The organism is Stenotrophomonas sp. GD03930 (assembly GCF_029839665.1).
Taxonomy (GTDB): Bacteria; Pseudomonadota; Gammaproteobacteria; order Xanthomonadales; family Xanthomonadaceae; genus Stenotrophomonas; species Stenotrophomonas forensis.
Genome location: NZ_JAOCAV010000001.1, coordinates 895213 through 919589 on the forward strand (window position 1 = coordinate 895213; position 24377 = coordinate 919589).

27 protein-coding genes and 1 tRNA gene are annotated in these 24377 nt (G+C 66.2%); 9 read left to right on the forward strand and 19 right to left on the reverse strand.

The window, feature by feature from the left end; genetic code table 11:
* Positions 1 to 27 precede the first annotated feature (27 nt).
* Both rocF and N5C18_RS04190 read right to left on the reverse strand, forming a co-directional pair.
* Positions 28 to 948, reverse strand: coding sequence for an arginase (gene rocF / locus N5C18_RS04185; RefSeq protein WP_004153767.1), 921 nt, complete (start codon positions 946 to 948; stop codon positions 28 to 30).
* A 104-nt stretch (positions 949 to 1052) separates the two neighbouring features.
* On the reverse strand, positions 1053 to 1997 hold the full coding sequence (locus N5C18_RS04190) for an ankyrin repeat domain-containing protein (RefSeq protein WP_279943895.1): 945 nt from the start codon (positions 1995 to 1997) through the stop codon (positions 1053 to 1055).
* 563 nt (positions 1998 to 2560) lie between these two features.
* Between N5C18_RS04190 and N5C18_RS04195 the strand changes: the two genes are divergently transcribed.
* Entirely contained in the window at positions 2561 to 2962 is a 402-nt protein-coding gene (locus N5C18_RS04195; RefSeq protein ID WP_279943896.1) for a hypothetical protein, read from the forward strand.
* A gap of 169 nt (positions 2963 to 3131) precedes the next feature.
* On the opposite strand, the gene N5C18_RS04200 is transcribed toward N5C18_RS04195, so the two are convergent.
* Positions 3132 to 3434 carry an addiction module antidote protein gene (locus N5C18_RS04200; protein WP_279943897.1) on the reverse strand — a complete coding sequence of 101 codons (303 nt, stop codon included), beginning with the start codon at positions 3432 to 3434 and terminating at the stop codon, positions 3132 to 3134.
* Positions 3435 to 3492: 58 nt separating this feature from the next.
* On the reverse strand, positions 3493 to 3780 hold the full coding sequence (locus tag N5C18_RS04205) for a type II toxin-antitoxin system RelE/ParE family toxin (protein WP_279943898.1): 288 nt from the start codon (positions 3778 to 3780) through the stop codon (positions 3493 to 3495).
* Positions 3781 to 4036: 256 nt separating this feature from the next.
* Here N5C18_RS04205 and N5C18_RS04210 point away from each other — a divergent pair, with 256 nt between their 5' ends.
* Positions 4037 to 4342, forward strand: coding sequence for a hypothetical protein (locus N5C18_RS04210; RefSeq protein ID WP_279943899.1), 306 nt, complete (start codon positions 4037 to 4039; stop codon positions 4340 to 4342).
* Positions 4343 to 4450: 108 nt separating this feature from the next.
* On the opposite strand, the gene N5C18_RS04215 is transcribed toward N5C18_RS04210, so the two are convergent.
* Entirely contained in the window at positions 4451 to 4690 is a 240-nt protein-coding gene (locus N5C18_RS04215; protein WP_279943900.1) for a hypothetical protein, read from the reverse strand.
* A 1005-nt stretch (positions 4691 to 5695) separates the two neighbouring features.
* Here N5C18_RS04215 and N5C18_RS04220 point away from each other — a divergent pair.
* A complete protein-coding gene (locus N5C18_RS04220; protein ID WP_279943901.1) occupies positions 5696 to 6526 on the forward strand; it encodes a hypothetical protein in 831 nt (276 codons plus the stop codon).
* A 53-nt stretch (positions 6527 to 6579) separates the two neighbouring features.
* Here N5C18_RS04220 and N5C18_RS04225 read toward each other — a convergent pair whose 3' ends face one another.
* Positions 6580 to 7041, reverse strand: coding sequence for a hypothetical protein (locus N5C18_RS04225; protein ID WP_279943902.1), 462 nt, complete (start codon positions 7039 to 7041; stop codon positions 6580 to 6582).
* 89 nt (positions 7042 to 7130) lie between these two features.
* Between N5C18_RS04225 and N5C18_RS04230 the strand changes: the two genes are divergently transcribed.
* Positions 7131 to 7418, forward strand: coding sequence for a helix-turn-helix transcriptional regulator (locus tag N5C18_RS04230; RefSeq protein ID WP_279943903.1), 288 nt, complete (start codon positions 7131 to 7133; stop codon positions 7416 to 7418).
* A 10-nt stretch (positions 7419 to 7428) separates the two neighbouring features.
* Here N5C18_RS04230 and N5C18_RS04235 read toward each other — a convergent pair.
* The 4 genes from N5C18_RS04235 to birA form a co-directional block, all read right to left on the reverse strand.
* Positions 7429 to 7504: transfer RNA gene (locus N5C18_RS04235), tRNA-Thr, on the reverse strand.
* Between the two features lie 41 nt (positions 7505 to 7545).
* Positions 7546 to 8400, reverse strand: a complete 855-nt coding sequence (locus N5C18_RS04240; protein ID WP_279943905.1) for an SPOR domain-containing protein — start codon at positions 8398 to 8400, stop codon at positions 7546 to 7548.
* 9 nt (positions 8401 to 8409) lie between these two features.
* Positions 8410 to 9141, reverse strand: coding sequence for a type III pantothenate kinase (locus N5C18_RS04245; RefSeq protein WP_065183739.1), 732 nt, complete (start codon positions 9139 to 9141; stop codon positions 8410 to 8412).
* Complete coding sequence (gene birA / locus N5C18_RS04250) at positions 9138 to 10106, reverse strand: bifunctional biotin--[acetyl-CoA-carboxylase] ligase/biotin operon repressor BirA (RefSeq protein WP_279943906.1); 969 nt, start codon at positions 10104 to 10106, stop codon at positions 9138 to 9140. Before birA ends, N5C18_RS04245 begins: the two co-directional genes overlap by 4 nt.
* A gap of 144 nt (positions 10107 to 10250) precedes the next feature.
* Here birA and N5C18_RS04255 point away from each other — a divergent pair, with 144 nt between their 5' ends.
* Positions 10251 to 10529 carry a hypothetical protein gene (locus N5C18_RS04255; protein ID WP_008264959.1) on the forward strand — a complete coding sequence of 93 codons (279 nt, stop codon included), beginning with the start codon at positions 10251 to 10253 and terminating at the stop codon, positions 10527 to 10529.
* Positions 10496 to 11287 (forward strand): M90 family metallopeptidase, encoded by a 792-nt coding sequence (locus tag N5C18_RS04260; protein ID WP_166671582.1) that lies wholly within the window; start codon positions 10496 to 10498, stop codon positions 11285 to 11287. Before N5C18_RS04255 ends, N5C18_RS04260 begins: the two co-directional genes overlap by 34 nt.
* 127 nt (positions 11288 to 11414) lie before the next feature.
* On the opposite strand, the gene N5C18_RS04265 is transcribed toward N5C18_RS04260, so the two are convergent.
* The 4 genes from N5C18_RS04265 to dusA form a co-directional block, all read right to left on the reverse strand.
* Positions 11415 to 12839 (reverse strand): sensor histidine kinase, encoded by a 1425-nt coding sequence (locus N5C18_RS04265; RefSeq protein WP_053509276.1) that lies wholly within the window; start codon positions 12837 to 12839, stop codon positions 11415 to 11417.
* A gap of 25 nt (positions 12840 to 12864) precedes the next feature.
* On the reverse strand, positions 12865 to 13548 hold the full coding sequence (locus tag N5C18_RS04270; RefSeq protein WP_004136763.1) for a response regulator transcription factor: 684 nt from the start codon (positions 13546 to 13548) through the stop codon (positions 12865 to 12867).
* 73 nt (positions 13549 to 13621) lie between these two features.
* The gene (locus tag N5C18_RS04275) at positions 13622 to 13996 is read right to left on the reverse strand and encodes a hypothetical protein (protein WP_053448522.1); all 375 of its coding nucleotides are present in this window, start codon (positions 13994 to 13996) and stop codon (positions 13622 to 13624) included.
* 213 nt (positions 13997 to 14209) lie between these two features.
* Positions 14210 to 15241, reverse strand: coding sequence for a tRNA dihydrouridine(20/20a) synthase DusA (gene dusA, locus N5C18_RS04280; protein WP_279943907.1), 1032 nt, complete (start codon positions 15239 to 15241; stop codon positions 14210 to 14212).
* Between the two features lie 367 nt (positions 15242 to 15608).
* On the opposite strand from dusA, the gene N5C18_RS04285 reads away from it, so the two are divergent.
* Positions 15609 to 16856, forward strand: a complete 1248-nt coding sequence (locus N5C18_RS04285) for an HNH endonuclease (RefSeq protein WP_154582880.1) — start codon at positions 15609 to 15611, stop codon at positions 16854 to 16856.
* A 164-nt stretch (positions 16857 to 17020) separates the two neighbouring features.
* Here the strand turns inward: N5C18_RS04285 and N5C18_RS04290 are convergent, their stop codons facing one another.
* Positions 17021 to 18475, reverse strand: a complete 1455-nt coding sequence (locus tag N5C18_RS04290; RefSeq protein ID WP_053509284.1) for a SulP family inorganic anion transporter — start codon at positions 18473 to 18475, stop codon at positions 17021 to 17023.
* Between the two features lie 207 nt (positions 18476 to 18682).
* Between N5C18_RS04290 and N5C18_RS04295 the strand changes: the two genes are divergently transcribed.
* On the forward strand, positions 18683 to 19663 hold the full coding sequence (locus N5C18_RS04295; protein ID WP_279943909.1) for a cation transporter: 981 nt from the start codon (positions 18683 to 18685) through the stop codon (positions 19661 to 19663).
* A 110-nt stretch (positions 19664 to 19773) separates the two neighbouring features.
* Positions 19774 to 20199, forward strand: a complete 426-nt coding sequence (locus tag N5C18_RS04300; protein WP_005411948.1) for an organic hydroperoxide resistance protein — start codon at positions 19774 to 19776, stop codon at positions 20197 to 20199.
* Positions 20200 to 20346: 147 nt separating this feature from the next.
* Here the strand turns inward: N5C18_RS04300 and mmsB are convergent, their stop codons facing one another.
* The 4 genes from mmsB to N5C18_RS04320 are packed head-to-tail and all read right to left on the reverse strand — an operon-like array spanning position 20347 to position 24366.
* Complete coding sequence (gene mmsB / locus N5C18_RS04305) at positions 20347 to 21237, reverse strand: 3-hydroxyisobutyrate dehydrogenase (protein WP_279943910.1); 891 nt, start codon at positions 21235 to 21237, stop codon at positions 20347 to 20349.
* On the reverse strand, positions 21234 to 22409 hold the full coding sequence (locus N5C18_RS04310; protein ID WP_274511721.1) for an enoyl-CoA hydratase/isomerase family protein: 1176 nt from the start codon (positions 22407 to 22409) through the stop codon (positions 21234 to 21236). The genes mmsB and N5C18_RS04310 overlap by 4 nt, the downstream gene beginning before the upstream one ends.
* Positions 22406 to 23203 (reverse strand): enoyl-CoA hydratase, encoded by a 798-nt coding sequence (locus N5C18_RS04315; protein ID WP_053509289.1) that lies wholly within the window; start codon positions 23201 to 23203, stop codon positions 22406 to 22408. Before N5C18_RS04315 ends, N5C18_RS04310 begins: the two co-directional genes overlap by 4 nt.
* Positions 23200 to 24366: an acyl-CoA dehydrogenase family protein gene (locus N5C18_RS04320; protein ID WP_279943911.1), complete on the reverse strand. Its 1167-nt coding sequence runs from the start codon at positions 24364 to 24366 to the stop codon at positions 23200 to 23202. The genes N5C18_RS04315 and N5C18_RS04320 overlap by 4 nt, the downstream gene beginning before the upstream one ends.
* Between the last annotated feature and the right edge of the window lie 11 nt (positions 24367 to 24377).

Below are 24377 nucleotides of genomic sequence, written 5' to 3' on the forward strand. Positions count from 1 at the left end.
GATCACAGATCCGTTCAGGCCAAAGGCTCAATCGCGCATCAGGGTGGACTTGCCGAACAGGCTTTCAACCAGATCCACGGCCAGTTCCGCGGTGGCATTCTGCTTGTCCAACAAGGGGTTAAGCTCGACGATGTCCAGCGAGCCCATGCGCCCGGTGTCGGCGATCATCTCCATCACCAGCTGCGCCTCGCGGTAGTTCACCCCGCCCGGCACGGTGGTGCCCACGCCCGGCGCGATGCTGGGGTCGAGGAAGTCCACATCGAAGCTGACATGCAGGTGGGTGTTCTCGTCGATCCCGGCCAGCGCCGCTTCCACCGCACGCTTCATGCCGTTCTCGTCGATGTAGCGCATGTCATAGACATCGACCTTGTGGGTCTTGATCAGGCGCTTTTCTTCCGGGTCCACCGAGCGGATGCCGATCTGGTGCATCTGCGCCGGGGTGATCGCCGGCGACGTGCCGCCCAGCCGGGTCAGCGCATCGGGGCCAAGGCCGCACAGGCAGGCCACCGGCATGCCGTGGATGTTGCCCGACGGCGTCACATCGCTGGTGTTGAAATCCGAATGCGCATCCAGCCACAGCACGCGCAGGGTCTTGCCCTGCTCGCGGCACCAGCGCGCCACGGCGGTGATCGAACCGATGCCCAGGCAGTGGTCGCCGCCGAGCATGATGGGCATGCGGCCGGCCTGCAGTTCGGCATAGCTGGCTTCCATCAAGGCGTGGTTCCACGCCACCACCTCATCCAGGTGGCGGTAGCCTTCCACCGGCGCGGTCCACGGGTTGCGCGGGCCGTCCAGGTTGCCCAGGTCGCGCACGTCCACGCCGCGCGCCTCCAGCGCTTCCGGCAGGCCCGCCACGCGCAGCGCTTCCGGCCCCAGCCGGGCACCGCGATGGCCCGCACCCACGTCGGTGGGAACGCCAATCAGGGATACGGAGATGGGATGGGCCATGGGTGCCTCCTGCGGGGGAAAAAGAAGCACAGTCTAGCCAGAGCTGTGTGACACCACTCGCGGCGGTGCAGCAGGCAGATTCCCTGCTGCAGCCGTTTCAGCGCTCAGAGAATCGCCGACGACCACGCCTCGGTGCGGAACAGGCGCTTCTTCAGCACGTCGATCCGCCACTGCCCCGCCACGCGCTTGAGCACGAACAGGCGCTCGTAACGCAGCGCACGGGATTTCTGCGCATGATCGCGCACCAGCACGTCGGCCTTCGACGCGGTCGGCTGGCTGGTGGCGGCCAGCAGATCCTCCGGCACGTGCACCGGCGGGTTGCCCACCGCCATGCCGGTGGAATACACCCGCTTACGATCAGTGCACCAGGCCGCGAGGATATCCGCGCGCTCCTGTTGGAACGCCGCACTGCCCAGCAGGTTTCCACCGGCCTTGGCATCACGGTAGCCACGCGTTTCCCAGGCGTGGCAGGCCAGCATATAGCCGCGCACCACTGCAGCCGGTTCACCGTCTGCCGCAGGTTCGGGCCAAGCCAGCGGCGGCGTCTCTTCCAATGCCGGCGGCCTCTGCGCGCCCGCGGCCTGCAGACGCTGCACGACGGCCGCATGCCCGCGCGCTTCAGCCAGCGCCAGCGCAGTGCGACCTTCGAAATCCACGCGTGCAACATCGGCGCCGCTGTCCAGCAGCAGCTCGACCATCGGCAGATGACCGCCCTGCGCTGCCACCATCAGCGGCGTGCGCAGCAGTTCCGGCGAGGCGACGTCCAGCAAGGCGCCACGTGAGATCAGCAGGCGCCCGATGTCCGCATCGTTGCGCTCGGCCGCCCACCCCAGTGCGGTGAAGCCCAGCGCCGTGCAGGCGTGCTCGATGTTGGCACCGCGGTCCAGCAGCCGCGCCACCGACGCCGCCTTTCCGGCAATCACCGCCGACAGCAGCGGCGTGCGGCCGGTGCCCTTGTGCCGCCACGCGATGTCCGCGCCGGCATCCAGCAGCGCGTCGATGCGGTCGAGATCCTGTTGTTCGGCCGCCTTGGCCAGCAGGTGGGACATGGGGTCTTCCATGGAAGTGCACAGGCCCGGCAGCTTAGTGCCATCGCCTGCAGCGGGCCACTTTTTGCGCCCTGGCCGCTTATGATGATGAATTAGAAGTTTCAGGCCGGAAGTTAAGCTGGCTTTACACGCCGTTTCGCCCTGCGCGCAGGTGCCAGCGAATCCGCGCGCCATTTCCAAGCGAATTCGCGCGGTGCGCGATCTGTCGTTTTTGACATGGAAATGCGCGAAACAGGCCAATCGCGATAATTCATTTTTCCTTTCAGATCACCCGATGCCATCGAAACAAACGACTGGCAGGCGGGGATTTCGCATGCGCATGATGAATCGCCCCCTGTAAAGGTGGCCGGGACTTCCAAGCCCGTTTAATCGAAGCTGTATACGCTTGCCAGCCGGCGCCGTCTTCCCAAGAGCGGCGTCGGCTGGCAATCCGTTCGCCGATCGACGGCGGGCGGTGCGTGGGGGCCCCGTGCCCACCGGCTCATCGATTACCGGTCTTGGAAGCCACGCATCGCCTGCCACCCTCTTCAGGTGGCACCTCTGTTCCTGCCGAGGATGCCCGCATGTCCAAGACCCTCTACCCGTACCTGACCGCCACGCTGGGCGACGCCGCCCTGCATCTGCCGCTTGAACTGGCGCAGCCCCTGGAAGCCGCCTTCGCCGCTGCGAACGACGCACCCACGCCCATCAACCTTCCCGTCTGCCTGCGGCAGATCCAGGCCGGCGATGCCGCCGACGGACAGCCGTGGCAGGGGCCGGCCAGCACGCCCGGCCAAGCGGTCGCCGCCGCGCGCAGGGATCGCGCCGCCGCCGGTCTGGTGTCGGTGCTGGAGCTGTACCACGCCGCCGAGCGCGTTCGCGTGGATGGGGAAGAAAAAGACGATATCGGCGATGGCACGCGCGAAGGGTTGATGCTGGCGTGCCGGGGGTTGGCGGAGTACGTGGCGTTGCAGGTACGTAGCTGAGGCTGCGTTGGCAGTGTCAGCGGCGTTGATCGAAGGATCTGCCCACGTCATGCATTGAGCTGACTCACCGGCTTGGGACGAAGAAACCGCCGAAAGGCGGTTTTTTCATGTTCGTTCCACCGCCTTTGCGACCGGCGGCGCGCCGACGCATCAAGATCGGCGCGTGTGCTTATGCTGCGCTGGCATGCAGGCGTACACCCAGGGCGCGGGTCACTTTGAGGATGGTCGCGAAATCAGGGCTGCGCTCGCCCGACAGTGCGCGATACAGACTCTCACGCGACAGGCCTGCCGCACGCGCGACCTTGCTCATGCCCTGGGCGCGCGCGATATCGCCGAGCGCCTTGGCAATGAACGCAGAATCGCCATCGCTTTCTGCGATGCAGGCATCGAGATAGGCCGCCATCTCCTGCGGTGTGCGAAGGTGCTCGGCCACGTCAAATGCTTTGAGTTCGACTTTCTTCTTGATGGCCATGATGGGACAGCTCCAGTACTTCGGTAGTGAGTCGTTTCACCTACAGCCCGTTCGACGCTTACAGGGCACGCGCAATCTCTTTGGCCTTCTCGATATCGCGTTGCTGTGTACCCTTGTCGCCGCCAGCCAGCAGAATCACCCACTGCCTGCCGCGCTGGGTGTAGTACACGCGGTAACCCGGTCCCACATCGATGCGCAGTTCGGAAACGCCATCGGCCAGATAGCGGTGATCGCCCAGATGGCCTTCGCTGAGCCGACCGATGCGGGCCAGGATGCGAGCGCGCCCGGTGACGTCCTTGAGAGCGTCAATCCATGTCGCGAACTGACGGGTACGCTGGATCTTCATGGAGGACTGTAGCCTACCGGCTACATATTCTCAACCCTGCGGAACGCGCTCGGGGACATGCACAGCGATAGCTCACGCGCCGGATAGCGGATCAGCAGCGAAAGAAAGAAGGAGACGCGACAGGGAGCAGTGCTCGACCAACATCCGTGCCGCGGCTGGGCATTAGGTCGCGCTCCCCTCAATCCGGGAGCCCCCCCCCTTGCTTCTGCCCAACGCCATCCCCAAGGAGTAGATGCCACCGAACCAGGAGACGGCAATGCGCGACAACGATGAATGTTTGGGCACAGCACGTGTGCTCCACGAAGTAAGTGAGTACGACAAGCTTGAATCCGAGTACGACGAACAAACGGCGATTTCAGTCACTACGAAGGCATTCCAGCGCAAGTTCCCGGATATTAATCAGCGAGATGTTCGGGGGCTGGTGAAGTGCACTCGTGCACTTCTTACCGGCAAAGTTGATATTGCCGCGGAGCATCGGCTTATTGAAGATTCTGCGGCCAAGGCGGCAGAGGAGCTCTTGGCTAGCGCTAGCCAAGCTATCGAGGTCGAACAGGTGGACTGAAGTCAGAAATAGAACGGAGGGGATGTCCCTCGGACATCCCCTCCGAAACACGGCCGAGCCACCCGTTGCCCTCTGCGCACCTAACCAACCCGGCCGGGTTTGCTCTGGTCAGACCGGGAGGAAAGCCAAGTGCGCCATCCCCGACCCCAGGGCGTCCGCCCTGCGCTTGGTCTCGCAGTCCACGTACAAGTCCACCGCGCGGCAGTACGGCTGCCCGGCCAGCGCCGCGGCCTCGTCGAACTGCTCGGAGCCGACGGCCACGCCGTTGCGGGCGGCGGCGGACTCAAGCTCGGGGAAGGGGTCGCACCTGTGCTGGATCGCCGCGACCAAGGCGGCGAGTGCCAGCATCGCCGGGTGGCACGGTGGGTAGTGAGCGCGTCGGTCAGTCATCGCCTTCGCCCCTGATCAGGTCGTGGTCGATCTCTTGCTCTCGCATGGCGAGCTGCACCGAGCCGAGCGGGTTCGACCTGCCCGCGTACCAAGCGCGGATGGCAACCAGGGTACCCTGGAGGCTCGGTCGGGTCCGAGCGGCTTAACGCCAAGGCCGATGCGCCGGACGCGATACGGGCCAGTCCGGGAGTTGTGGATGCACCCCGGACTTGAGGCGCATCCACCAAAGGCGTTGCTACTACTTCTTCTTGCCGCCACCAGCGTGCTTGCGGTCGGGCGTCTGCGTCAGAACAGACCCTGCCAACTTCTTCGCCGCAGTGGTGGAGGACTTCTGCTGGAGAACCTTGCCAGCCAAGCTGGACAGTTCCTTGGAGGACTTTTAGTTCTTGCTCATTGAGGGTTACCTCGTGAGTTATGGGCTAAATGGTCAATCTGCACATCTGAAACGCTGCTTCACTGGGCTGGCCGGAGATGGCGTGGGGCTCGAGTGCCCCACGCCCTGCCCCGCATCAGTCGAACAAGTTCAACTGACCGGGATGCGACCGCCAGTGCTGGCACACGTGCTCAGTCCGGCCGAACCGGAATCGCGTGTATGCCCGCACGAAGACGGACCCCACCTCGGAAAGCCTGCCCATAGGCGCACCTCCAATTTGAGAATTGGAGGGCAGTTGTTGCCCACGACCCTCGACGGTAGAATGTCGAGTTGTCCTCACAAGACAGTCGCAGGTGGCGGGGTCGCCCTCGTTCACCTTCGCCATATGAACCCCGGGTCACCCCTCTGGCAGGAGGGATGGCGCCGGGGTTTTTCTTTGGCCGCTCTCGCGCCCAAGAAAGCTTTGTCACCCAACTTGGGGCGCAAGATACCACCGGTTCTCCGGTCGCGCAAGACTTATGGAGACTGCAAGTCTGACAAATGAAGGAACCGATGCTAGACTGGCTCAGCCCCACATAAGGAGATCGGCCATGAACGACACCGATGCGAGTAGCAAGGGGAGGCGCGGCCCGGTCCACCGCAGCCCGTCATTTCCTTCCATTGACCTGAAAGCTGCGATCGAACGAGCACGCACCTTCTACCAACACGAAAAACGCCTCCCCGCCAACGTGGCGGTCGCTGCCAAGCACTGGGGCTATTCACCTCAGAGTAGCGGAGGCAAGCTGGTTTTGGCCGCCTTGCTCTCGTTTGGCCTGATGGAAGACAAAGGAAGCGGCGATCAGCGTCAGGTAAAGCTGACCGATTTGGCGCTGCGGATTCTTCTCGATGAGCGCCCAGGGTCCTTGGAGCGCCGCGAAGCCCTTCAGCGCGCCGCCTTCATGCCCAAGATCCACTCTGAGCTGTTCACGAAGTGGAGCGAGTCTCTTCCGTCGGATCCCAACCTACGTCACTACCTGCTCATCGACAAGAAGTTCAATGAGAATAGCGTCGAGGACTTCATCAAGGAGCTTCGTTCAACCGCGGACTTTGCAGGCATATATGTGGCCTCATCCCCCGAGTCCGATTCTCTTGAGGAGAGGCAAGAGGAAATAGAGCCAGAGGAATCACCTCAGACTGGAGCTGTGACAACTGGTAGTACGGTACGCCCAGCAGGGTCGCAACCAAGCGCGCCCGCGACCTCACCGCCTCCCGCAGTTCCTACTCCGGCGGCAAACGTGCGCCAAGACACATTCTCGCTTGACGAGGGCTTGGTGGTTCTTCAATGGCCCACTCAGTTGAGCAAGACCAGCTTTGAGGATCTGAAAGACTGGATGGAGCTTCAGCTACGAAAGATCAGCAGGAGCGTGCAGTCAGGTGATTGAAGTAAGGGCGCCAAGTGGCGCCCTTACTCTTGCGCTTCACGTAGGAAAAATGCCTACAAACATGCGCCGGACCATGCGTCGGAGACGTTATCCCGCCTTTCAAGAATGACCCTTCCGTCGCCGAACACGAAGCGTCGGAAGCCGGTGTACCCGCCCAACTCATTCTTGGCATTGACCCTGCCGCAGGCGACCACGCCGAACTCTTCGGTGTAGTTGGCGCGCACGTCCTTGAACTCTGCGGAGTCCGGGTCCTTCAGTTCGCGTCTGACGGCGCGCTCGGCCGCGATAATGGTCTCAGTGCCGAACCACTTCTCCTGCTGTGCCTTCTTCTCAGCCACCGACATGGGGCGCTCCAGCTCGGACTGCGGTGCCGCAGGCTCCTGCGCCTGCTTAGGCAGCGCCGCAACAACAGTTGTCGGTGCAGTGGCAGGCACGGGCGCGCTGCGTGGCACCAGCTTCGACCCGATCCAAGCCAGGACCACTAGGACGACCAGAAGAATCCCTATCCGCTTCATGCATTCCTCCAAACTGCCCTTGCAAATAGTCTATTTTGGACTAATCCAATACGGACTCTAGCGTGCGGTGACTTGCCTGTCACCGCACGATGACCCAATCGACCCACAACTCCGACTACCAGCTACTGCTGACCATCCTGAAGGCGGCCCGCAAGCGGGCTGGCGTGTCGCAGGTTGATCTGGCCGAACGGCTGGGGAACACACAGACCTTCGTGTCCAAGTGCGAACGCGGGGAGCGGCGCATCGATGCCGTGGAATTGGTGGAGTTCGCCGAAGCGCTCGGCGTCAAGCCGCTCGGGCTGCTGGGCGAGTACCTAGAGCAGCGCGCTGCCATGCTGCAGCCGAAGTCCAGAAAGAGCAGCGCGAAGCGGCGCTGACTACGAGAAATGGTGCCGCTTATCCGAATCGAACGGATGACCTACTGTTTACAAGACAGTTGCTCTACCAACTGAGCTAAAGCGGCATGGGTGGTGCACCGGCGGCAGCGCCGCGGTCCGGGGGATTCTAGCGCAACCGCGTGCATTCCAGCGACCGGCTCTGGGCCGCGCCGCTGCGCTGCTGGGCCTGGGCCGGCTGCGTGCCTGCCGCCAGCTGGCCTTCCAACCACCACTGGCCGGCGTCGCCGCTGGCCACCAGGCGCGGCTGGAAGCCGGCGGCCTGCACCGCCGCCACGCGGCGCTCGGCACCTTCGCGGTTGCGGTACTGGCCCAGTGCCACGGCGTTGATGTCCTCGCCCTGGCTGATGATGTAGTAGTCGCTCAGGCCAGCGGCGACGATGCGCTTCACCGTTGCCTGCGCTTCTTCCCGGTTGGCGGCGGCCGGCAGCAGCACGCGGTAGCGGGCACTGCCGCTGGCGGCGGGCTGTTCGCGCAGGCGCACCTGGCTGATGGCATTGCCGGCCTTGCCCTGCGCGGCGGTCGCGGCGGCGCGGTCGGCAAATGGGCCCAGTGCGACACAGCGCGGCGGCTCCGGGGCGGCTGGCGGCGTCGCGGGCTTTTCCGCAACCGGTGCGGGCGCGGGTTTGGCGGCTGCAGCAACGGCCACGGGTGCAGGTGCAGGCGCCGCCTCGGCCACCTGCGGCTTGGCCAGCTCGGGCTTGGCCGGCACCGCAGGCGCAGGCGTCGCCGCCACGGCGGTCTTCTCGGCCGGTTCGCGCTCCACCAGCGGTGCGGTCGGGGCGGCAGCGGTGGCTTCGGCAGCGGCCGTCGCATCAGCCCCACCGGGCACCCAGCGCAGCTCGGCCACGCCGGCCGGTTGCGGTGCGGGCGCAGGCGCTTGCGGCGCATCGCGCAGCAGCCACCAGCAGGCGACGCCAAGATTGAGGATGGCCAGTACGACGATCAGGGCACGGGTCAGCATGCGCGGATACTAGCCTGCGGGCTGGTGCACCGCCCAGCGGGCGAGGCCATCCAGCACCAGCGACGGGTGGTAGTCGGCGCCGGGCAGCAGCGGCATCAGCGCCGGTGCGCCACCCCCGTGCACCAGCAGCGACGGTGCCACGCCCAGCAGTGCGTGCGCCTGCTGTGCGCTGCGTTCGACCAGTGCCACCGCGGCGCCATCGCAGCCGGAGGCCAGCGCGTCGGCGGTGTCGTTGGCGAACTCGCTGTAGTCGCCGCCGGTGGCCGGCAGCTGCACCGCACGCGCGTGCAGTGCTTCGCGCATGGTGGTGGGCGATGCGGAAATGCGCCCACCGTGGTGCTGGCCGTCGGCGTCGAGCAGATCGATCGTCAACGCAGTGCCCACGCCGACAACCAGCACCGGGCGCTGCGCCTTGGCCGCAGCCAGCAGGGCCAGGAAGCGGTCAACACCGAACTTTTCCGGCTTGGCATAGGCGATGCGCACGCCGGCACATTCGGCGCTGGTGCGTACCACGTGCACGTGTTCGAAGCGGCGCTGCAGCTGGTCCAGCATGGCGCTGGTCAGCGACGGTGCGGCCACGCTGGCCACGAACGCGGTGGTGCCGCTGGGCAGGCTGTGCGGTGGCTGCCCGGCCATGCCTTCGGCGCCATGCGCCCAGGCCTGCACGTCGCCGGCACGGTCACCCTGCAACGGCGCGAACTTGAAGCGCGAGTTGCCGAGGTCGAACAACCAATCGCTCATGCCGCCCTCACGCTGACTTCGCCGGCGTGCAGCAGGCGTTCCTGGCCATCAATGCGCACGCGCAGCGCGCCGTCATCGGCCAGGCCCAGTGCGGTGCCGTGCTGCCACTGCCCTTCCAGCTCCACGCGCACTTCGCGGCCGGCCAGCATGTCGAACGCGGCATAGCGCGGCAGGAACGGGGCGAGGCCTTCGCGATCGAATTCCTCCAGCGCCGGCAGCAGGCGTGTCAGCACTGCGGCGACCACCACGTTGCGGTCCACCGGTTTGCCGGCAAGCGTGTCCAGGTCCACCCACGGCTGGGTGATCTGTTCGGCGAACGCGGGCGGCATGTGCGTGTTGATGCCGATGCCGATCACTGCGCGCGCCGGGCCGGCGTATTCGCCACCGCCTTCGGCCAGCAGGCCGACCAGCTTGCGCTTGCCATCGACAATCAGGTCGTTCGGCCACTTCAACTGCGCCTGGGTGAAACCGAGGTCATGCAGCGCTTCGGCCACGCCGATGCCGGCCACCAGGCTCAGCCCGGCCAGGCGGCCGAGGCCACCGGAGTACAGGCGCAGCACCGACAGGTAGACGTGCGCGGCCAGCGGCGAGGCCCAGGTACGGCCACGACGGCCGCGGCCACCGGTCTGGCGTTCGGCCAAAAGGACGCTCACCCCGCGCTGGGGCGCGCTGCAACGCAGCAATTCGGCGTTGGTGGAGTCCACCGTCCAGGCCACCTGCAGGTCGTGCAGCAGCGGCAGAACCGCGGCAGGCAGGCCGGCGCGGATCGCGTCCGGGTCCAGCAGGTCGACCGGTCGGGTCAGGCCGTAGCCCTCGCCAGCACGCCCCTCGACGTCCACGCCGGCGGCCCTAAGTCCTTGAATACGCTTCCAAATGGCCGCCCGGGTCTGGCCCAGCTCACGGGCCAGGGCGTCGCCGGACAGGCGACCGGCAGCGAGTTTGGCCAGCAATTGGCGATCGTCCACGGCAGCTTCCACGAAGTCAGGACGGAATTATGCGGGAAAGCCGCCAGCGACGCCCGCCACGCTGGGTTCCGCAGGGGCTTCCAACGGGGCGCCGGGTTCGGGCTAGAATCGGGAACTCACCTTCCCTTAACGTGGATGTCGTCAATGCGCCGTTATGCCCATTGCCTGATCCTGCTGATGATGCCCTTCGCGGCGTCTGCAACGGCAGCGCTGGACGACAGCCGTGGGGCCTGCGTGTCCTCCAATGGGGATGCCGCTTCGCAGCGTGCACCGGCCGCCAGCGCCGCGGCCGCCACGACCAAGCCGGCACCGGTACGCCCGGCGGCCAACACCAGCACCGGTGGCGGCGGCAGCGATGACGACGTGCTGCAGCGCATCCGCGCCCCGAAGTGGCACAGCTACCTGCCGGGAATGTTCCGCTGATCAAGTCGTTGCTGCAGTGGCTGCGGCCTGCGCCGCGGCCGATTGACGATGCGCTTTGGGATGACGCCTGCCGCCGCGCGGCCTGGTTGCACGGCCTGGACGACGCGCGTCGCGCGCGCCTGCGCGTGCTGGCCACGCGCTTCCTGCACGAGAAGACCATCACCCCGATCGGCGAGCTGCAGCTGCAGCCCGGCGATGGCGTGCTGCTGGCCGCGCTGTGCTGCCTGCCGCTGCTGGAGTTCGGCGAGGTGGGGCTGGAAGGCTGGTCGCAGCTGATCGTCTACCCCGATGCCTTCCGCGTGCACCGCAGCCACATGGATGCGGCCGGCGTGCTGCACGAATGGGATGACGAGCTGATTGGCGAGTCGTGGGACAGCGGTCCGTTGATCCTGTCCTGGGCCGATGTGCAGGCCGATCTGGCCGCGCCGCACGAGGGCTACTGCGTGGCGGTGCACGAGATGGTGCACAAGTTGGATGCGCTGGATGGTGCGATGGACGGCACGCCGCCGCTGCCACGCCAATGGCAGCGCGAGTGGGCCGGCATTTTCCAGCGCGCCTACGATGCGTTCTGTGCGCAGGTGGATGCGGGTGAGGAAACGCTGATCGATCCGTATGCGGCCGAAGCGCCGGAAGAGTTCTTCGCGGTGGCCAGCGAGTACCACTTCTCGGCACCGGATCTGCTGCAGCAGGCGTTGCCGGAGGTGGCCGCGCAGCTGCGGCGGTTCTATGGCGAGCCGCCGGCGTTCGAACAACGGTAGTGCCGGCCGCTGGCCGGCAAGCTCATGATCTTCGGTGGCATTGCCAGGTTGCCGGCCAGCGGCCGGCACTACCGGAACACCACGCGTTGTTGCGCCAGGCGATGCCCGGCGGACGGGAACGCGCGGTTTACGGCCCCGGCGGCAGGCGCACTTCGAAGCGGGCGCCGCCGAGTTCACCGGAACGGCCGACGGCCAGTTCACCGCGGTAATCCTTGATCAGGTCCTGCACGATCGACAGGCCGATGCCATGGCCCTGCACGCGCTCGTCGCCACGCACGCCACGCTGCAGCACCTTGCCGATGTCGTCCGGGGCGATGCCCGGGCCATCGTCGTCCACCGCCAGCAGCAGGCCGGCGCGACGCGCGTTCGGTGCCGGCAGCGGCTGCGCGGTCAGCAGCACGCGGCGGTTGGCCCACTTGAAGGCGTTTTCCAGCAGGTTGCCGAGCAGCTCCTGCAGGTCGCCCGGTTCGCCGTGGAAGCGCGCGGCCGGGTCGATGTCGAACTCGCACAGCACGCCCTTGGAGGCGTAGACCTTCTCCAGGCCGCGCACGATTTCCTCGGCGTTGGATTCGATCGGCAGCGGGGCGGAGAACAGCTTGTGGCCCGACGACGCCGCGCGCGCCAGCTGGTACGAGACCAGGTTGTTCATGCGCTGCAGCTGCACGTCCAGTTCCTCGCGCAGCGCGCCGTCACCGGCACCGCTGTCCATCTGCGTGCGCAGCACCGCGATCGGCGTCTTCAGGCTGTGCGCCAGGTCGGCCAGGGTGTTGCGCTGGCGTTCCAGGTTCTCGCGCTCACTCTCGATGAAGGCATTGATGCTGTCGGTCAGCGGCTCCAGCTCGCGCGGGTGGCGCTCGCTCATGCGCGCGGTCTCGCCGCGCTGCACCTTGGTCAGCTCGGTAATGACCCGCCGCAGCGGGCGCAGGCTCCACTGCAGGATGACGGTCTGCAGCAGCAGCAGGATCAGGCCGATGCCACCGAGGTAGAACCAGACCCGGCTGCGGAACACGCGCAGCTGTGCACCCAGCGCGCGCGAGTCTTCCATCACGTAGATGGTGTACGGGAATTCGGTGGCGGGGTCGGCATCGGCATCCCACACCAGGCCCAGGCCATAGCGGTACACCGAGCCCTGGCTGCCGTCGATCTGGATCATCGGCAGCGGGCCTTCGAACACTTCCTGGCGCGGCGCCAGCAGGCCACCGCCCACGGTGGGCAGCATCGGGCCTTCGGCGGACATCGAATTGCCCTTGCCGTGCGGCATCACCACCTGCAGGTACAGGCCGCTGCCCGGAACGTCGAAGCGAGAATCAGGCGGCTGCTCGCGGATGTACAGCGAGCGGTCGCGGGTGAAGTCGATGCCGGCCGCGTAGGCGGTGGCGTAGTTCTTCAGGCGCTCACGCAGGTTCGCCTTCGCCGTGTCGGCGAAGGCGGCGTCGAGCGCGTAACCGGCCAGCGCCAGGAACGCGACCAGGCCCACGGACGCGGCGAACATCTGGCGCGCCTGCAGTGAGCGCGGCCGCCAGCGTCGGAAGAACCACAGACGGCCGGACATCGTGTTATCGCCAGGGTGAGCCGGCTCAGCCCTCGTTGCGCGGGATCGCGAAACGGTAGCCGCGACCGCGCACGGTCTCGATCGGCTTCAGTTCGCCGTCCGGGTCCAGCTTCTTGCGCAGGCGGCCGATGAACACTTCCAGCACGTTCGAGTCGCGGTCGAAGTCCTGCTGGTAGATGTGCTCGGTGAGGTCGGCCTTGGAGACCAGTTCACCGGCATGCATCATCAGGTACTCCAGCACCTTGTACTCGTAGCTGGTCAGGTCGACATTGCTGCCGGCGACGCTGACGGTCTGGGCAGCCAGGTCCAGGGCGACCGGGCCGCATTCCAGGGTCGGCTTGCTCCAGCCGGCGGCGCGGCGCAGCAGCGCGTTGACGCGGGCCAGCAGCTCTTCGACGTGGAACGGCTTGACCAGGTAATCGTCGGCGCCCTGCTTCAGGCCCTCGACCTTGTCCTGCCAGCTCGAACGCGCGGTCAGGATCAGCACCGGGAACTTCTTGCCTTCGTCACGCAGGGCCTTGATCAGCTCCATGCCCGACATCTTGGGCAGGCCGAGGTCGATGATGCCGACATCGAACGGGACTTCGCGCCCCATGTAGAGGCCTTCCTCGCCGTCCTGCGCAGCATCGACGGCAAAGCCTTCGCGCTTGAGCCGGGCTGCCAGGGTCTCACGCAGCGGGGCTTCGTCTTCGACCAGAAGGATACGCATGAACTCTCCCTAGTGTCCTGGGTGTGGCCCGGAGGCCTGTGGGGTACGGGTTGATAGCGACAACTATCCCTGTTCAGGGGTTATCGCCGCGTAGTGATGACATATCCGACCGCGGCGTGCGCGGCTGTGAACGCGACGGGGCGGGGTCGTCCATGTAGCGGACCCGGCCCCGGTCGTCCATGTATTTCACCCGGTTGATGTCACGACCATCGAACGGCACGCGCTCGGCACCGAGGATGTGGCCGCCGGTGGTGCGCTGCACGCGGCGCACGGCATCGGACAGCGAACGCTCGTCGCCACGGTTGCCGCGCTCGCCCCGCTCCATCATCTCCGCCCGCCCCTGGTCGCCGCGCGGCGGCTGTTGCGCCAGCGCCGAAGACAACGGCGCAGCCGCCAGCAGCACGCAGGTGGCCAGGGCAATGCGGCGGTGGAAGGGAGCGGAAGACATCGATGCGATCCTAGCCGAGCTCGGCGATTCGTTCAAAAGTCGTAAATCCGGGTGCCGGGTTCGGGACCCGGCGCTTTACAAATCCTTTGCAAATTCTTGGTTTGGGGCAGTGAATCCGGTCTGAACTTTTCCGGCCCCACCGTCGCGTCGTTCAGCTAAGTGAACATTCGGGACGAATCCTCGTCCCTTGTCAAGTCAGGAATGTGACTTTGGTCACGCTGCGACGCGATCCGCATCGCGTTCGGTGACCGCCAGCGCCTGCTCGATCAGGCTCCAGTCGGCGCCCGGGCGGTGTGCGCCCTCGCTCAGCACCTGGCGGAATGCGCGGCCACCGGGCTGGCCGTGGAACAGGCCGAGCAGGTGGCGGGTGATGTGCTTCAGCGCCAGGCCTTCGCCCAGGCGCGCTTCCACATAGGGGCGCAGCGCGCGCAGCAGGTCGCCACGGGCCTGCAGCGGTGCGCCGGTGTGCAGCGCCTCCAGCTGATGCAGCAGATAGGGGTCGTGGTAGGCCGCGCGGCCCAGCATCACGCCGTCGACGTGCGCGGCCTGCGCCTGCACCGCCTCGAGGCTGGCCAGGCCACCGTTGAGCACCACCGGCAGCGCCGGGCGCTCCTGCTTCAGGCGGTAGGCCCAGTCGTACTTCAGCGGCGGAACCTCGCGGTTCTCCTTCGGCGACAGGCCCTTCAGCCATGCGTTGCGGGCGTGCACCACCACCATCGCCGCACCGGCGGCGACCTGGCGGTCGACGAAGGCGGCGAACACGTCGTAGTCGTTGTCTTCGTCCACGCCCAGACGGCATTTCACCGTTACCGGGATATCCACCGCATCGACCATCGCCGCCACGCACTCGGCCACCAGCACCGGCTCGCGCATCAGGCAGGCGCCGAAGCGCCCGGCCTGCACGCGGTCGGACGGGCAGCCGCAGTTGAGGTTGACCTCGTCGTAGCCCCAATCGGCGGCAATGCGCGCGGCCTGCGCCAGCAGCGCCGGATCACTGCCGCCCAGCTGCAGCGCCAGCGGCTGTTCGCTGCGGTCGAAGCCGAGCAGGCGCTCGCGGTCGCCGTGGATGACCGCGTTGGCGTGCACCATCTCCGTGTACAGGCGCGCGCCCGGCGCCAGCACGCGATGGAACACGCGGCAATGGCGATCGGTCCAGTCCATCATCGGGGCAACGGACAGGCGCAGGGAATCGGCGTAACGGGCGGTGGCGGACGTCATCGGGGCGTTGATCGTGGAGACTGGCATTGCCAGTGAGATCAATAGTTTACACCGGGTGGCTGAATCTGCCCGCGCTGGCGGGGCGGGGCGCAGCCGGCCTTGGCAGGCTGGAGGCTCGAGTTATCCAAGGGTATTGCCCACTTGTCCAGCGGGGGCGGGGAAACGCTTCCTCAACCTGCTCATCGCCTGGCTCCCGAAGCATCTCGACCCGAAGGTCTGAGGGGCACTGCCGCTGAGCCATGAATGCGTTGACCACAGCACCTGCTGCCGACGATCCTCCCCTACCGGGGCATCGAAACTCAGCAAGGGGGATCCTGCGGGGGCGACAAATAGGGCTGCATCGTCGAGAACCGTCTCTACATCCAACGTTGTTGAGTCACAGGGGGAACTCAAATTGAACAGCAATGAGAATGAGCAGTTCACACACCACTTGCTCAAGGCGGCAGAGCAAGCGGTCCGTCTGGGATATCCCCCGACGCGCTTCAAGCAGATGCTGAATACATACGGCGGCTTCGATACCGTCAAACGCATTCTGATGACCGGCAAGCCATCAGATGGGTTCATTAAATTGCTCGGGTACGGCCGTGTAGACCTGACCTGCGAGGCCATCATTGTCGAGTCCCACTGGCGGCCGTTCTTCGATGAAGATCTGCTCCAACGGTCTGAGGCACTTCTTACGTCAGTGGGCTACAAATTCCAGCCGTTCACTTCAACAGAAGCAGAACCTCTCCCGACAGAGTCCTCAATATCCATCGCTGAAAGGCTTGGGCTATCCGCAAAAGCCGAATCCAAGGGAACATCTGCCTTCTTCGCCGAAGACCTGCGCGCCCCACTGGCCAACGTTCGCTGGTCCTGGGGTTCAGTTGACGACGTCAGCAGGCGCGTCTTCCTGCGCTTGTGGGAGGAGGACCTGCAGTCACACGACGGAAGAATCCAGATCTTTGTGCTGGATGATAAGGATACTCACCGGCTTGGATGGCAGGAGCGGCAGCGTCACGTTGCACTGATGGAAAGGGGATACGCCGGCTATGGCGTGATCTGCAGGAGCCAGGAGGGTGGCGAAGGAATCGCTGCGTATGACAGCTCCCAGCTGATCCGCCTGGGCACCATTCATGATCGCGACGAGTGCAGGTACGCAGACGTTATGGACACTGTGCCTGTCCAGTCATTCAGATACACAAGTCCTACGCCCGAAGAGATTGCGGAGGATGTCACTCAGGTTGAGCGGAATGTCGAGGACTCGACAACGCGGACCGCACTGATCCAAGCACGCGTCGGGCAAGGGCAGTATCGCGCCCGACTTGAAAGTCTGTGGGACAGCGCATGTGCGGTGACTGGATGCAGCGTCCGGGCGGTACTGCGCGCATCACATTGCAAACCCTGGCGGCTCTCGGACGATGAAGAACGATTGAACGCAGAGAATGGCCTGCTGCTCAGCGCGAATCTCGATGCCCTCTTCGACGCTGGACTTGTCTCTTTTGATGACGAAGGCCGCATGCTGGTCGCCGATCAACTGTCTGTCGAAGAAAGGCAGCTGCTGAATCTTCCAAATGGACTTCGTAAACGCCCGACCGAAGCTCTAGCCAGCTACTTGAAGTACCACCGTGAACTGATTTTTTCGAATCCGAAGGCATCGCAGTGACTGGATCGCAGCACGTTCCAGTGACGACTTCACGCCTGATCGCCTGATCGCCCGGCATGAACTGGATCCACCCATTGGTGGATCCAGTTCAATCCCCGCTCCAACACCGCAATGAAGCAGTTCGAGCTCCTGCAACAAGCGAAGACCTGCACCACCCTGCCCGATCAATGCCCGCCGCGCGCGCCACCCACCTGCTCGATGAGGGTCTGGCTGGCGGCATTGAGGCCCACCACCGTCACCTGCGCCCCATGCGCGGCCAGCTTTTCCTGTGCGCGCTCCAATGCGGCCACGGCGGTCAGGTCCCACAGGTGGGCGTCACGCAGGTCAATCTGCACCTTCGGCGCAACGTGCTGGTAGTCGAACGCCGCACCCAACTGCCCCGCCGACGCAAAAAACACCTGCCCGCGTACGCGGTAGACCTGGGTATCCGCCGCGTCCTCACGCTGCACGTCCAGCATGTGGCCCACCTTGCGGGCGAAGAACAGCGCCGACAGCAGCACGCCGCTGAGCACCCCCTTTGCCAGGTCGTGGGTGGCCACGGTGACCACCACGGTCAGCAGCATGACAGCGGAGGAACTGCGCGGATGCGTGCGCAGGTCGCGCAGCGAGCGCCAGCTGAAGGTGCCGATGCTGACCATGATCATCACCGCCACCAGCGCGGCCATCGGGATCTGCCGCACCAGCTCGCTGCCGTACACCACCAGCACCAGCAACACCACGCCGGCCACCAGGCAGGACAGGCGCCCGCGGCCGCCGGAGGTCACGTTGATGACCGACTGGCCGATCATCGCGCAGCCGGCCATGCCGCCGAGGAAGCCGGTGACCGTGTTGGCCACGCCCTGGCCGACGCATTCGCGGTTGCGCTCGCTGGGCGTTTCGGTGATGTCTTCGACGATCTGCAGGGTCATCATCGATTCGAGCAGGCCGACCACCGCCAGCGTGGCTGATACCGGCAGCAGGATGCGCAACGTTTCCCAGGTAAGCGGAACATCCGGAAGCAGGAAGTGCGGCAGGCTGTCAGGCAGCTGGCCCATGTCGCCCACGCTGCGCACGTCCACGCCGAAGCCGATCACCACGGCGGTGAGCACGACGATGGCCACCAGCGGTGATGGCACCGCGCGGGTGATGCGCGGCAGCAGGTAGATGATCGCCAGTGCGGCGGCGCACAGCACGTATACGGTGGGGCCGCGGCCGATCAGCTCGGGCATCTGTGCCAAGAAAATCAGGATGGCCAGCGCGTTGACGAAGCCGGTGATGACCGAGCGCGAGACGAAGCGCATCAGCGAGCCGAGCTTGAACACGCCGGCCAGCACCTGCAGCAGGCCGGCCAGGATGCTGGCCGCGAACAGGTATTGCAGGCCGTGGTCCTTGACCAGGTCGACCATCACCAGTGCCATCGCGCCGGTGGCAGCGGAGATCATGCCCGGGCGGCCACCGGCGATGGCGGTGATCACCGCGATCGAGAACGCGGCGTACAGGCCGACCTTGGGGTCGACGCCGGCGATGAGCGAGAAGGCGATGGCCTCGGGAATCAGGGCCAGGGCGACGACGATGCCGGACAGCAGGTCGCCACGGATGTTGCCGAGCCATTGCTGGCGCAGGGGGTAGGACGTTTGCATGGGAAAACTCCGCGCACACGCGGGCATGGCCACGTGGCGCTGCAGTGGAAAGACACGGGTTCCTGAGCCGGGCGGGCCGGCTGCCGATGTGCGGCAAGGGTCAGGGTGGCGTGATCACTGCAGGGCGGGGTCGATGCGTGGGAGGGGCGCAGTCTACGCCACTGGGACCATCGGGGACAGCATCGTCGCCTTCGACGGCAGCGCAGCATGGCTCCGCTCTACAATCCAGGCATGGCCGCCGACCGACCGCATTTCTTCGACCCCGCCACCGAACAGGGCGTGCTGCGCCTGTCGATTGCCGGCGCACTGCTGCTGGCATTGGCCGCGGTGGTGTTCGGCCTGTTGGCCAATTCCTCGCTGATCATCTTCGACGGCATCTATGGCCTGATCGACGTGGTCATGACCTGGCTGTCGCTGCTGGTCGCGCGGCTGATTGCGCTGTCCACCAATACCGATGCGCTGCAGTCGCGGCTCAACCAGCGCTTCACCATGGGCTTCTGGCACCTGGAGCCGATCGTGCTGGGGGTCAGCGGCACGCTGATGATCGGCGCGGCGCTGTATGCGCTGGTCAATGCGGTGGATGCGCTGATGTCCGGTGGCCGCCACATCGCGCTGGGGCCGGCGATCATCTTTGCCGGCCTGTCACTGGTGGCCGAGAGTGCATTGGGCTGGTTCGTGCTGCGCGCCAACCGCCGCATCGGGTCGGAGTTCATCGCGCTGGATGCAAAGAACTGGGTGGTGGCGGCGAGCATGTCGGCCTGCTACATGGTGGCCTTCCTCGGTGGCGTGCTGGTACAGGGCACGACGTGGGCCTGGGTCGGGCCATATATCGACCCCGCCATCCTGGCCTTCGTCTGCGTACTGGTGATGATCGCGCCACTGGGCACCGTGCGCCGGGCGCTGGCCGGCATCCTGCTGGTCACCCCACCGGAACTGCAGGCGCACGTGGATGCGGTGGCCCGCGCGATCGTGGCAAAGCATGGCTTCGTCGAACATCGCAGCTACGTGGCGCAGGTGGGCCGTGGCGAGCAGATCGAGCTGTTCTTCGTGGTGCCGGAAAACGACCCGCCACGGCCGCTGGTGGAATGGGACCGGCTTCGCGACGAGATCGGCGACGCGCTGGGCGAGGCCTCGCCGGACCGCTGGCTGACCATCATGTTCACCACCGACCGCGAGTGGACGCTCTAGGCCGGCCGGACGATCGATCAAATTTTGCGGACGAGCTGTCACCCAGCGTCCTTGGAAACCGGGCAAAGTAGGCTCCAACGCAACACCACCCACCGAACAGGAGCATCCCGATGTCCATCGAAAAGGTTCTGTACACCGCCCAGGCCACCTCCACCGGCGGCCGCGAAGGCCGTTCCGTCTCGTCCGACAACGTGCTGGACATCCAGCTGTCGACCCCGCGCGAGCTGGGCGGCGCCGGCGGCCCGGGCACCAACCCGGAGCAGCTGTTCGCGGCCGGCTATTCGGCCTGCTTCCTGGGCGCGCTGAAGTTCGTGGCCGGCCAGGCCAAGGTCGCGCTGCCGGCCGACACCACCGTCACCGGCAAGGTGGGCATCGGCCAGATCCCGACCGGTTTCGGCATCGAGGCCGAGCTGACCATCAACGTGCCGGGCGTACCGCGCGAGCAGGTGGAAGAACTGGTGCAGAAGGCGCACATCGTCTGCCCGTACTCCAACGCCACCCGCGGCAACATCGACGTGACGCTGGTCGTTGCCTGATGTGGTGATGCCGGCCAGCGGCCGGCACCAGCCACGCCAAGGAAAAAAAATGGGCGGATGCCGGTCGAAACCGGGCATCCGCCCATCCCACCTTCGTTGTCCCGCACGGGGGCATGAGGTTGCCGGCCAGCGGCCGGCACTACCAGGTCACTTCTCGCTCGTAATGAGCTGCACGACGCTGGAGAAATCCAGCTTGCCGCGGCCGGCCTGGTGATTCATCGAGTACAGGTTGCGGGCCACTTCGCCCAGCGGGATCGAGGCGCCGACACTCATCGCCGCTTCCACCGCCAGGCCCATGTCCTTCAGCATCAGATCGCTGCCGAAACCGCCGCTGTAGCCACGCGAGGCCGGCGCATTTTCCAGCACGCCCGGCCACGGGTTGCACACTTCGGTGGCCCAGCTGCGGCCGGTGCTGACCGCCATCATCTGCGACAGCACCTTCGGGTCCAGCCCGTGTGCCACGCCCAGTGCGATGGCTTCGCCGGTGACCGCCATGATCACGCCCAGCGCCATGTTGTTGCACAGCTTGGCGACCTGGCCGGCACCGCTGGCGCCAACGTGGAAGATGTTCTTGCCCATCGCCTGCAGCACCGGGCGCGCGCATTCAAGCGCGTCCTCTTCGCCGCCGACGATGAAGGTCAGGGTGCCAGCCTGGGCGCCGGCGGTACCGCCGGATACCGGCGCGTCGATCATCTGCAGGCCACGCGCGGCGGCGGCTTCAGACACCTTGCGGGCACTGGCCGGCGCAATGGTGCTGCAGTCGATGACCAGCGCACCGGCCGGGATGGCGGCGAGGATGCCGTCGTCGCCCAGGTACACGCCTTCGACGTGACGGCTGGCGGGCAGCATCGAGATCACCACCTCGGCATCGGCCAGGGTGTCACGCGCGGTGGACGCGGCGCTGGCGCCGGCATCGACAGCGGCCTGCACCGCGGCCGGGACCAGATCGAACACGCGCACGCTGTGGCCGTTCTTGACCAGATTGGCGGCCATCGGGCCACCCATGTTGCCCAACCCGATGAATGCAATGCGGCTCATGCAAGGCTCCTTTCAGCAAGGGGAGTACCCAGGTCGGCCAGCGGATGCGCGGCATCGGCCCAGGGGGAAGCGAAGAAAGTGTCGGCCCACGTGGTGGTGGCTTCGGCCAGCGCGGCCGGTTTCCACTGCGGGTTGCGGTCCTTGTCGATCAGCAGGGCGCGGATGCCTTCGGCAAAATCGCCGTGGGCGGCGCAATGCAGCGCGGTGATGTATTCCAGCCGGTAGACGCTGGCCAGGTCCTGGCCGGCGCTGCGCCGCTGCAGTTCGAACGCCAACCGCGCCGAACCGGGTGCACCGGCGGCGAGGGTCTTCTGTGCCGCCTGCAACCACGCATCGTCGGTCTGCAGGCTGCTGATCCGGTCAATGATGGCGGACAGGTCATCGCCTTCGCACAGCGCGTCGACCTGCGCCGCGTGGGCCAGCAGCGGGCCGGTAACGGCGTCGCTGGCATGCGATTGCAGCAGCTGGCTCAGGCGCTCGTGGTTGTGCGCGGCATCGCCCGACCAGGCCACCTGCAGCAGCGCATCGAACACCGCGCTGCGGCGTTCTTCGGCCACGTGCACGTCGGCCAGGCCGGCGTAGATGGCATCGCCCGGATTCAGCAGCGCGCCGGTCAGGGCCAGGAACAGGCCACCCTTGCCCGGTACGCGCGGCAGCAGCCAGCTGCCACCCACATCGGGGAACAGGCCCACGGTGATTTCCGGGAACGCCAGCTTGGAGCGCTCGCTGACCACGCGGTGGCTGGCGCCGGACATCAGGCCGATGCCGCCGCCCATCACGATGCCATGGCCCCAGCACAGGATCGGCTTGGCGTAGGTGTGGATGAGGTAGTCGACGCGGTACTCGACGTCGAAGAACTCGGCGGCGTAGTCGTTCTCGCGGATGTCGCGGCGGCCAGCGTCGCGGAAGGCGACCATGCTCTTGTACAGGCTGTGCAGGTCACCGCCGGCACAGAACGCCTTTTCGCCAGCGCCCTGCAGCACCACCACGGCGATGCCGTCGTCGTCGGCCCAGGCATTGAGCTGCTTCAGCAGCAGGTGCGCCATCGGCAGCGAGAAACCGTTGAGCGTACGCGGCGCATTGAGCGTGGCGATGCCGATGCGCGTGCCGTTGCCGGCCACGCGCTCTTCGAACAGCACCGGTGCTTCATCGGCAACGGTGTCGGTGCTCATGCGTTCTTCCACTGCGCGGCGCGCTTTTCCAGGAACGCGGTCACGCCCTCGACCTGGTCGGCGGTGTCGAACAGGTCGACGAAGGCTTCGCGCTCGGCCACCAGTGCCGAGGCATGGGTGCCGCTGCGGGTGGACTGCACCAGGGTCTTGCAGGCGGCGATGCTGGTCGGGCTCTGCTTGCCGGCCTTGTTCGCCCACTCCAGTGCCAGCGCCTTGGCCTCGCCCTTGCCGACCTTTTCTTCGGCCAGGCCAATGCGCAGTGCGGTCTCGGCGTTGATGCGCTCGCCCAGCAGGATCATGCGCTTGGCCCAACCCTCGCCGACCAGGCGCGGCAGGTTCTGGGTGCCACCGGCGCACGGCAGCAGGCCGACGGTGGCCTCCGGCAGCGCGACCTGGGCGTGCTCTTCGATGATGCGCAGGTCGCAGGCCAGCGCGCACTCCAGGCCGCCGCCCATGGCGTAGCCGTTGATGGCGGCGATCGACACGCCACGGAACCCGGACAGCGCTTCGAAGGCTTCACCGAAACGGCGTGCGGCTTCACGTGCAGCGGCCTTGTCGCCCGAAGCGAACTGGTTGAGGTCGGCGCCGGCGGAGAAGAACTTCTCGCCGTCACCGGTGATCACCAGAGCGTAGATCTCGCGGTCCGCGTTGAGCGCGCCCACCAGGTCGCGCAGCGCCGACAGGCTGTGTACGGTCCAGGTATGCGCGGGCGGGTTGTGCAGGGTGACCACGGCGGTGTGGCCATCCACCTCGACCTTCAGGCCCACATGCTCCTGGGTACGCCAATCCTTCATCGCAGTTCCTCTTCGGTGTTGAGCAGGTGACGGGCAACGATCACCCGCATGATCTCGTTGGTGCCTTCCAGGATCTGGTGCACGCGGCAGTCACGCAGCAGGCGCTCGATCGGGTATTCGCGGATGTAGCCGTAGCCACCGTGGATCTGCAGCGCTTCGTTGCAGACGTTGAAACCGGCATCGGTGGCGAAACGCTTGGCCATCGCGCACCACACGTTGGCATCGCCGGCACCGGCATCGAGCTTGCGCGCGGCGGTGTGCACCATCTGCCGTGCGGCAACCAGTTCGATGGCCATGTCGGCCAGCTTGAACTGCAGCGCCTGGAACTCGGCCAGCGCCTTGCCGAACTGGCGGCGCTCGCCCATGTAGCGGCGTGCGGCATCCAGTGCGCCCTGCGCCGCGCCCAGCGAGCAGGCGGCGATGTTGATGCGGCCGCCATCAAGCCCCTTCATCGCCAGCTTGAAGCCGCCGCCTTCCTCTCCCAGAAGGTGACTGACCGGCACGCGGACGTTTTCGAAGGTGATGCCACGGGTCGGCTGGCTGTTCCAGCCCATCTTCTCTTCCTTGCGGCCGAAGCTGATGCCCGGCAGGTCGGCCGGGACCGCGATTGCGCTGACACCGCCGGCACCGGCACCGCCGGTGCGCGCCATCACCACCAGCAGCTCGGTGGCACCGGCGCCGGAGATGAAGGCCTTGGAGCCGTTCAGCACGAAGTGGTCGCCATCGCGCACGGCGGTGGTCTTCAGCGAGGCCGCATCGGAACCGGCACCCGGTTCGGTCAGGCAGTAGGAGGCCAGCTTGAGGCCGGCGGCCAGATCCTGGCCCCACGCATCGCGCAGTGCCGGCTGGCCCCACTTGGACACCATCCACGAGGCCATGTTGTGGATGCTGATGTAGGCCGCGGTCGACGGATCGACGTTGGCGAGCTCCTCGATGACGACGGCGGCGTCCAGGCGGCTCAGGCCGCTGCCGCCCACTTCCGGGTCCATGTACAGACCGCAGAAGCCCAGTTCACCGGCCTTGGCGATCGCCTCGCGCGGAAAGATGCCCTCCGCATCCCATCGCGCGGCGTGCGGCGCCAGTTCGGCCTGTGCGAAGTCGCGCGCCGCCTCGCGGTACGCCTGCTGCGCTTCTTCCAGTTCCGTCGTCATCGAGTGGCTCATGGCTGCTCCTG

Coding starts and splice junctions, on each gene's coding strand:
- N5C18_RS04210 (WP_279943899.1), top strand. CDS start 4,037: ATGCGCGACAACGATGAATGTTTGGGCACAGCACGTGTGCTCCACGAA.
- N5C18_RS04245 (WP_065183739.1), bottom strand. CDS start 9,141: ATGAGCGATTGGTTGTTCGACCTCGGCAACTCGCGCTTCAAGTTCGCG.
- N5C18_RS04220 (WP_279943901.1), top strand. CDS start 5,696: ATGAACGACACCGATGCGAGTAGCAAGGGGAGGCGCGGCCCGGTCCAC.
- mmsB (WP_279943910.1), bottom strand. CDS start 21,237: ATGAGCCGCATTGCATTCATCGGGTTGGGCAACATGGGTGGCCCGATG.
- rocF (WP_004153767.1), bottom strand. CDS start 948: ATGGCCCATCCCATCTCCGTATCCCTGATTGGCGTTCCCACCGACGTG.
- N5C18_RS04275 (WP_053448522.1), bottom strand. CDS start 13,996: ATGTCTTCCGCTCCCTTCCACCGCCGCATTGCCCTGGCCACCTGCGTG.
- N5C18_RS04230 (WP_279943903.1), top strand. CDS start 7,131: ATGACCCAATCGACCCACAACTCCGACTACCAGCTACTGCTGACCATC.
- N5C18_RS04215 (WP_279943900.1), bottom strand. CDS start 4,690: ATGCTGGCACTCGCCGCCTTGGTCGCGGCGATCCAGCACAGGTGCGAC.
- N5C18_RS04200 (WP_279943897.1), bottom strand. CDS start 3,434: ATGGCCATCAAGAAGAAAGTCGAACTCAAAGCATTTGACGTGGCCGAG.
- N5C18_RS04310 (WP_274511721.1), bottom strand. CDS start 22,409: ATGAGCACCGACACCGTTGCCGATGAAGCACCGGTGCTGTTCGAAGAG.
- N5C18_RS04315 (WP_053509289.1), bottom strand. CDS start 23,203: ATGAAGGATTGGCGTACCCAGGAGCATGTGGGCCTGAAGGTCGAGGTG.
- N5C18_RS04295 (WP_279943909.1), top strand. CDS start 18,683: ATGGCTCCGCTCTACAATCCAGGCATGGCCGCCGACCGACCGCATTTC.
- N5C18_RS04190 (WP_279943895.1), bottom strand. CDS start 1,997: ATGTCCCACCTGCTGGCCAAGGCGGCCGAACAACAGGATCTCGACCGC.
- N5C18_RS04255 (WP_008264959.1), top strand. CDS start 10,251: ATGCGCCGTTATGCCCATTGCCTGATCCTGCTGATGATGCCCTTCGCG.
- N5C18_RS04300 (WP_005411948.1), top strand. CDS start 19,774: ATGTCCATCGAAAAGGTTCTGTACACCGCCCAGGCCACCTCCACCGGC.
- dusA (WP_279943907.1), bottom strand. CDS start 15,241: ATGCCAGTCTCCACGATCAACGCCCCGATGACGTCCGCCACCGCCCGT.
- N5C18_RS04225 (WP_279943902.1), bottom strand. CDS start 7,041: ATGAAGCGGATAGGGATTCTTCTGGTCGTCCTAGTGGTCCTGGCTTGG.
- N5C18_RS04195 (WP_279943896.1), top strand. CDS start 2,561: ATGTCCAAGACCCTCTACCCGTACCTGACCGCCACGCTGGGCGACGCC.
- N5C18_RS04290 (WP_053509284.1), bottom strand. CDS start 18,475: ATGCAAACGTCCTACCCCCTGCGCCAGCAATGGCTCGGCAACATCCGT.
- N5C18_RS04270 (WP_004136763.1), bottom strand. CDS start 13,548: ATGCGTATCCTTCTGGTCGAAGACGAAGCCCCGCTGCGTGAGACCCTG.
- N5C18_RS04240 (WP_279943905.1), bottom strand. CDS start 8,400: ATGCTGACCCGTGCCCTGATCGTCGTACTGGCCATCCTCAATCTTGGC.
- N5C18_RS04320 (WP_279943911.1), bottom strand. CDS start 24,366: ATGAGCCACTCGATGACGACGGAACTGGAAGAAGCGCAGCAGGCGTAC.
- N5C18_RS04265 (WP_053509276.1), bottom strand. CDS start 12,839: ATGTCCGGCCGTCTGTGGTTCTTCCGACGCTGGCGGCCGCGCTCACTG.
- N5C18_RS04205 (WP_279943898.1), bottom strand. CDS start 3,780: ATGAAGATCCAGCGTACCCGTCAGTTCGCGACATGGATTGACGCTCTC.